The organism is uncultured Nostoc sp. (assembly GCF_964245445.1).
Classification (GTDB): Bacteria; Cyanobacteriota; Cyanobacteriia; order Cyanobacteriales; family Nostocaceae; genus Nostoc.
Genome location: NZ_CAXTNE010000315.1, coordinates 1 through 1,176, shown reverse-complemented (window position 1 = coordinate 1,176; position 1,176 = coordinate 1). Strand labels below are relative to the sequence as shown.

The window sequence follows — 1,176 nt, the reverse complement described above, 5'->3', positions numbered from 1 at the left end:
AGCGATCGCAACTTTTGAGTAAGCGATCGCAACTTTTGAGTAAGCGATCGCAGCTTTTGAGTAAGCAATCGCAACTTTTGAGAAAGCGATCCCAACTTAAGCAAGCTACGCGAACGGGCATCCTACGGCGAACGTCTCCCCTTCTGCCAAAGCTATCCATCAGCCGGATCTTTCTCAACGTGGAAAGCAAAGGAATTTCTTGATGCTGAAAAAGCAGCAGTCTGTCCGGTTAAACTGATAAGGATGAAAATAGCAGATCGGGCAGTGAATAATACAGTGCGGTTAGTTTTGACAGCAATATTGCTGGTGCTAGTGACAGCTTGTGGCAGTATCGGACTGCTACCGACTAGCGAGTTAGTGCAAAAAGCGATCGCACTTGGGCTAGAGCAAACTCAACAAAAACTTAGCCAGCAGTTGGATCTAGATTTTCAAGGATTTGAAATCAAGCGGCTATCAATTACCCAGGAACAACCCCTAACGATTGAAAATTTACCAGCTTTCCACGTTCGGGGAACCTACGACTTAATTCTAAAGCTACCAAAACGGCGCTTGACGCAACCAAAAAAACCTTTTGATGTTTACCTGCAAATTCAGCAAGAAGGTAAAACCTGGCGATTACTACTTCCAGAAAAAGGTAGTAAAGATACTCAATCAATTTGGCGTAGCTATCTCATCCAATAGAGACAGGGAAAGGTTTGAATTGTCTCACGTTTTCCCAAGCTTTGTCGGCAGAAACCATCCTACCGGGACTTCCGCAGTCAAAATATTCAGGTAGTAAAGAAGCAACAAAGTTAGTCTCCTGCATCAATTAATTCAAAAAATTGCGAAATTTGTTTAGTCGAGCGAATGTGATAAACATTTTTGATGCTTTTTACCTGCTCGATATACTCACGATATTTTGGGGTTAAATATTTGTCACACAACCAAAGCACGCGGTAGCTACTAAGTGAACTCCTTAATATTGGACTATTGGATGGCCAGCCTTCTGGCGGTTTAAAGTAACCTGTGATTAGTCGTTTAGTTACCCACCATCCATGCATATATAGCGGTAAATCGACAAAAACCAGAGTATCTGCCTCCTCAAGTCGTAGCCAGAGAGTTTCCATGCAACCAAACCCATCAATAATATCATGTCCGGTCAAAGACTTATTATTTAGACCGCAGGGGGGCAGGGGG

The 1,176-nt window shown here is 43.1% G+C and carries 3 protein-coding genes; 2 read left to right on the top strand and 1 reads right to left on the bottom strand.

Going from position 1 to position 1,176, the window contains the following annotated elements; all coding sequences use genetic code 11:
- A partial coding sequence (locus ACFE90_RS33000) for a hypothetical protein (protein ID WP_375506521.1) occupies positions 1-203 on the top strand: 203 nt, incomplete at its 5' end.
- Between the two features lie 40 nt (positions 204-243).
- Complete coding sequence (locus tag ACFE90_RS32995) at positions 244-681, top strand: hypothetical protein (protein ID WP_375506520.1); 438 nt, start codon at positions 244-246, stop codon at positions 679-681.
- A 110-nt stretch (positions 682-791) separates the two neighbouring features.
- Here the strand turns inward: ACFE90_RS32995 and ACFE90_RS32990 are convergent.
- Positions 792-1,176 (bottom strand): adenylate kinase (locus ACFE90_RS32990; protein ID WP_375506519.1); only part of this gene is annotated, 385 nt, incomplete at its 5' end.

Excerpts from the sequence above, each read along its gene's own strand:
- ACFE90_RS32995 (WP_375506520.1), top strand. The coding sequence starts at position 244 with ATGAAAATAGCAGATCGGGCAGTGAATAATACAGTGCGGTTAGTTTTG.